This is a genomic window from Curtobacterium sp. B8 (assembly GCF_000333315.1).
In the GTDB taxonomy this organism is placed as follows: Bacteria; Actinomycetota; Actinomycetes; order Actinomycetales; family Microbacteriaceae; genus Curtobacterium; species Curtobacterium luteum.
The window spans coordinates 1-4550 of sequence record NZ_BACW01000258.1 but is presented as its reverse complement, the minus strand read 5'-3'; the positions used below and the strand labels follow the sequence as shown (position 1 = coordinate 4550).

Genomic DNA, 4550 nt, shown 5'->3' with positions numbered 1-4550 from the left:
CTGGAGGCGCGGTTCGCGTTCTGCAGGACGGAAACGGGCCGTCAGGTGGCCGGTGGGCGCACTGCGGTGCCCCCTACGGTGGACCGGGAGAGCCGATCGACAGGAGCAACCATGCCGAAGACCGCCGTCGTCACCGACCACGCACCGAAGCCCGCCGGACCCTACAGCCAGGGCATCGTCGCGAACGGCTTCCTCTACACCGCCGGCTTCGGCCCGCAGGACCCCGTGACGGGGGCGATGGCCGACGACGTCGCCGGGCAGACCGCACAGGTCCTGGCGAACGTGGCAGCGGTCCTCGCCGAGCACGGCGCGACGCTCGACGACGTCGTGAAGTCGACCGTGCACCTCGAGCACTCGGACCGGGACTTCGCAGCGTTCAACGAGGAGTACGCCAAGCACTTCTCGCAGCCGTACCCGGTCCGGACGACGGTCCAGTCGCACCTCGCGGGCATCCTCGTCGAGATCGACGTCGTCGCCGTGCTGCCGGCCGCCTGAACGGGTCCTCACGCTCGGTGGTCCGGCGCCGACGGGTCCGGCCCGCCGGGCAGGTCAGCCCGCGGAACGCGCCCGGTGGCGGAACGGTGTGCGACGGAGTCCGGCCCCCGGGGTCGCACCGGTGCGTGCGCCGTCCCGGAGCACAGGCACGCCCGCGACGAGGACGTCGTCGATGCCCTCGGCCAGCCGCATCGGGTCCGCGTAGGTCGACCGCGCAGCGACCCGCTCGGGGTCGACGACGATCAGGTCCGCCGTCCAGCCGGGCGCGACGGCACCGCGGTGGTCGAGCTGGAACAGGCTCGCCGGGAGGGCCGACAGGTGTTCCTGGGCCTCCCGCCACGTCAGCAACCCCGTGCGGGCGTAGTCCCCGAGGTACCGCGCGAAGGTGCCGTACGCGCGCGGGTGCGGGTGCGTCCCGACGAAGATGCCGTCCGAGCCGCCGGTGTGCCCGCCGTACCGGTACAGCTCCGCGAGTTCGAGCGGGGTCCGCGGATGGGGGACGCGCATGACGACGGTCACCTGCAGGTCCGAGTCGACGAGCAGGTCGAGCGCGAGGTCGACGGGATCGGTGCCGGTCGCGTCCGCTGCCTCGGCGAGCGTCCGCCCCTGCAGCGCGTGGAACTCGGCGGCGGGGACGTGCGAGAGCGTGATCTGCTCCGCCCAGCCGGCGCCGAGGTCCGCCCGACCGAGCACTCGCTCGAGCACCACGCGCCGGAGCCGTTCGCGGCCGCCCTCGACGTCGAGCGCGCGGGCCAGGTCGTCGGTGCCGGGGCGGGCGAGCCCGGCCGGCAGGAGCAGCATCGACAGGATCGTGCAGCCGCGCGAGTACGGGTACGCGTCGAAGGACAGCGGCGCCCACCGTGCCGCGGCCCGTTCGAGCTCCGCGAGCGCGAGGCCGACGGGGGCGTGCAGGTGCGACACGTGCGCCGACCCGCCGCCGGCGCGGCAGATGCGGACGATCTCGTCGATGCCCGCGCCCACGTTCGTCTCGTACCCGCCGCGCATGTGCGTGACGTAGCGGCCGCGCACCGCGGCGGACTCGGTCGCCAGCGCGGCGATCTCCTCTGTCGAAGCGTGGAGGCCCGGGACGTAGTCCAGCCCGGTCGCGAGGCCGACCGCTCCGTCAGCCATCCCCTGGCGGACCAGGGCCCGCATCGCGTCGAGCTGCGCGGCGTCCGCGGGCCCGTCGTCGTCGCCCATCACCTCGTGCCGGACGGTACCGGCCGGGACGAGCGTCGCGACGTTGAGCGGTGTCGTGCCGTCGTAGGTGGCCAGCAGGCCGGCGATCCCGCCGCCGCGGTACGTCGGGTGGGGGCCGTCGATCGCGGCGAAGTACCGCGCTGCCCAGGAGCCGTCGCCCGGTGCCGGCCCGACGCCGTCCTGCCCGGTCACGATCGTCGTGACGCCCTGGCGGAGGAGCGCGAGCTGCACGCGCTCGTCGAACACGAGCGAGCCCGCGTGGGAGTGTGCGTCGACGAAGCCCGGCATGACGACCCGGTCCGTGCAGTCCACGACCACGGCGTCGACCGGGGTCCTGAGCCGACGGCCGATCTCCGCGACCCGCCCGTCCACGACGAGGACGTCCTGCGGGTGGAAGCGTGCATCGGCCCCGACGACCGATCCGCCGGCGAGGAGCACCGGCTCCGGCACCGCCGTCACCGGCCCAGTGCCGCGACGAGTCGCTCGGCCCGGAGCCGGAGGGCATCGAGGTCGCCGTCCCGGAGCGCGTCGCCCACCAGCGGGGAGCCGAGACCGACCGCGACCGCCCCGGCCGAGAGGTAGTCGGCCGCGTCGTCGATGCCGATGCCCCCGGTCGGGACCACGTCGACGAAGTCGAGCGGGGCGAGGACCTGCTTCAGGAAGGCGGGTCCGCCGAGCTGGGCGGCCGGGAACACCTTGACCGCCCGGGCCCCGTGCCGCCAGGCGGTGACGATCTCGGTCGGCGTCGCCGCTCCCGGGTACCAGCCGAGCCCGCGCTCGTGCGCCCGTTCGCCGATCGCGGGGTCGGTGTGGGGGCTGACCGCGAAGGTCGCGCCGAGCGCCGCCGCCTCGTCGACCTGCCGCGGATCGAGCACCGTCCCGACGCCGATCGCGGCGGCCCGGCCGTACCGTTCGACGGCCCACGCCATGCCCTCCTGCCAGCGTGGTGTGTTCGTGGTGAGCTCGATCGCACGCACGCCGGACTCGACGAGCACGCGGACGACGTCCTCGACGTGCTCGCCGGTCCCGCCCCGGAGGATCGCGACGGCGGGACCGGCCTGGTGGCGGTGGCGGGTCCCCGTGCCGGTGGTCGCGGTGTCGGTCATCGTGGTCCTCCTGTCGTGGGCGCGGCCGTCATCGGTCGACCCGGTCGTGCACGGTGTGGTCGACCTCCGGGCCGTCGACCGGGCGGGCCGCGGCGTCGGGGTCGGGGAGCTGCCAGTCGCCCGGCACCGTGCAGGCGAGCGCCCCCGCGTCGGCGGCCCGGTCGAGTGCCTCGGCCGGGCCGGCGCCGGTGAGCACGGCGGCGAGCCACCCCGCCACGAACGCGTCGCCGGCGCCGACCGGGTCGACCACGCGGACGGGTGTCGCAGGCCGTCGGAGCAGGACGCCGTCGACCGAGGCCACCGCGCCGCGGGAGCCGAGCTTCACCACCGCGGTGCCGTCGGCCATCGCCGCGAGGTCGTGCGCGAGGGACTCCTCGTCGTCCGGCTGCTCCTGGCGTCCGAGGACGAGTCGGGCCTCGTCGTCGCTCGCGAACACCACGCTCGACCGCTCCGCGACGGCCCGGTACCGCTGCCGGGCGGTGTCGGGGTCGACGAGCTTCGGCCGGTGGTTGACGTCGAAGGAGACCGGCACGCACGCCGTGTCGGCACGGGCGAGCACGGCGTCGACGGCGGCTCGGGCGCTGTCCGAGAGCGCGGTCGTGATGCCGGTGAGGTGCACGAGTCCGGCCCGTTCGACGAGCCCGTCGGGGACGTCCTCCGGCCGGACCGCGGACCCGGCCGACCCCGCACGGTGGTAGGTCACCCGGGTCCGGCCGTCAGGGAGCCGCTCCTTCATCATGAGGCCGGTCGAGCGGTCCGGGTCGAGGACCGCGACGACGTCCACGCCGGTGCGGCGGACGTCCGCGAGCACCCGCTCGCCCGCCGGGTCCGTCCCGACACGACCCACCCAGGTCGTCGGCACGCCGGCGCGGACGAGCCCGATCGCGACGTTGCTCTCGGCCCCGCCGGTGTCCAGGCCCACGGCGTCGAGGTCGCGCACCGAGCCGACCGACCGCCCGCTCAGGAGGAGCATGGTCTCGCCCATGGTGACGACGTGCCCGCTCACCGCGCGCTCCGGGACGGCGCGGTCCGGTGCAACGCGAGCTGCGCCGACGACGAGCCGAGCGCGACGGAGATCTCCTGTGCGGTGCGCACCACACCCGCTCCGAGCTCGCGCACGGCGGCCGCGGGGAACCGGGAGGCCAGGCCCGAGATGCTCATCGCGCCGACGACCTGGTTGGTGTGGTCGAGCACCGGCGCCGCCACGCACCGGATGTCCGGCTCGTTCTCCCGGTCGTCGATGCCGTAGCCGCGCCCGCGGGTGCGGTCGACCTCGTGGCGCCAGCGGACGTCGTCGGTGATGGTGTGCACCGTCAGGGCGTGCACCGGCTGTGCGAGCACCCGGCCGAGGAGGTCCGGGTCGCCGAACGCGACGATCGCCTTGCCGGACGCGGTGTTGCGCATCGGCAGCCGGTTGCCGATGCGGGAGCCCATCCGGACCGTCCCGCGGGTCTCCACCTTGTCGACGTAGACGATGTCGGTGCCGTCGGGGACGACGAGGTGGCACGTCAGCCCGGTCTGCTCGGCGGTGCGGCGGAGGAACGGTGCAGCGGCGGCACGGAGGTCGATGCCCTCGAGGTAGCTCTGCCCGAGGAGCAGCGCTCCGAGCCCGAGCGTGAAGCCGGCGTCGGCCGTCCGGCGGAGGAGGTCGGTCTCCACCATCGGCGCCGTCAGCCGGAGCACCGTCGACTTGGACGTGCCGAGTTCGGCGGCGAGCGTGCCGAGGCTGACCGAGGTCTCGCCGTCCGG

Annotated in this window: 5 protein-coding genes; 1 reads left to right on the top strand and 4 read right to left on the bottom strand. The window is 75.1% G+C overall.

Annotation, left to right across the window (positions count from 1 at the left end):
* The first annotated feature begins 111 nt into the window (after window positions 1-111).
* A complete protein-coding gene (locus I59_RS06290) occupies window positions 112-495 on the top strand; it encodes a RidA family protein (RefSeq protein ID WP_022903135.1) in 384 nt (127 codons plus the stop codon).
* 54 nt (window positions 496-549) lie between these two features.
* On the opposite strand, the gene I59_RS06285 is transcribed toward I59_RS06290, so the two are convergent.
* From I59_RS06285 to I59_RS06270, 4 genes are all read right to left on the bottom strand, one after another.
* Entirely contained in the window at window positions 550-2154 is a 1605-nt protein-coding gene (locus I59_RS06285; RefSeq protein ID WP_022903134.1) for an amidohydrolase family protein, read from the bottom strand.
* Window positions 2151-2801 carry a bifunctional 4-hydroxy-2-oxoglutarate aldolase/2-dehydro-3-deoxy-phosphogluconate aldolase gene (locus I59_RS06280; protein ID WP_022903133.1) on the bottom strand — a complete coding sequence of 217 codons (651 nt, stop codon included), beginning with the start codon at window positions 2799-2801 and terminating at the stop codon, window positions 2151-2153. The genes I59_RS06285 and I59_RS06280 overlap by 4 nt, the downstream gene beginning before the upstream one ends.
* A 28-nt stretch (window positions 2802-2829) precedes the next feature.
* Window positions 2830-3807: a sugar kinase gene (locus I59_RS06275; protein ID WP_022903132.1), complete on the bottom strand. Its 978-nt coding sequence runs from the start codon at window positions 3805-3807 to the stop codon at window positions 2830-2832.
* The coding region (locus I59_RS06270) for an IclR family transcriptional regulator (RefSeq protein WP_022903131.1) at window positions 3804-4550 on the bottom strand (747 nt) is incomplete at its 5' end. The genes I59_RS06275 and I59_RS06270, both read right to left, overlap by 4 nt.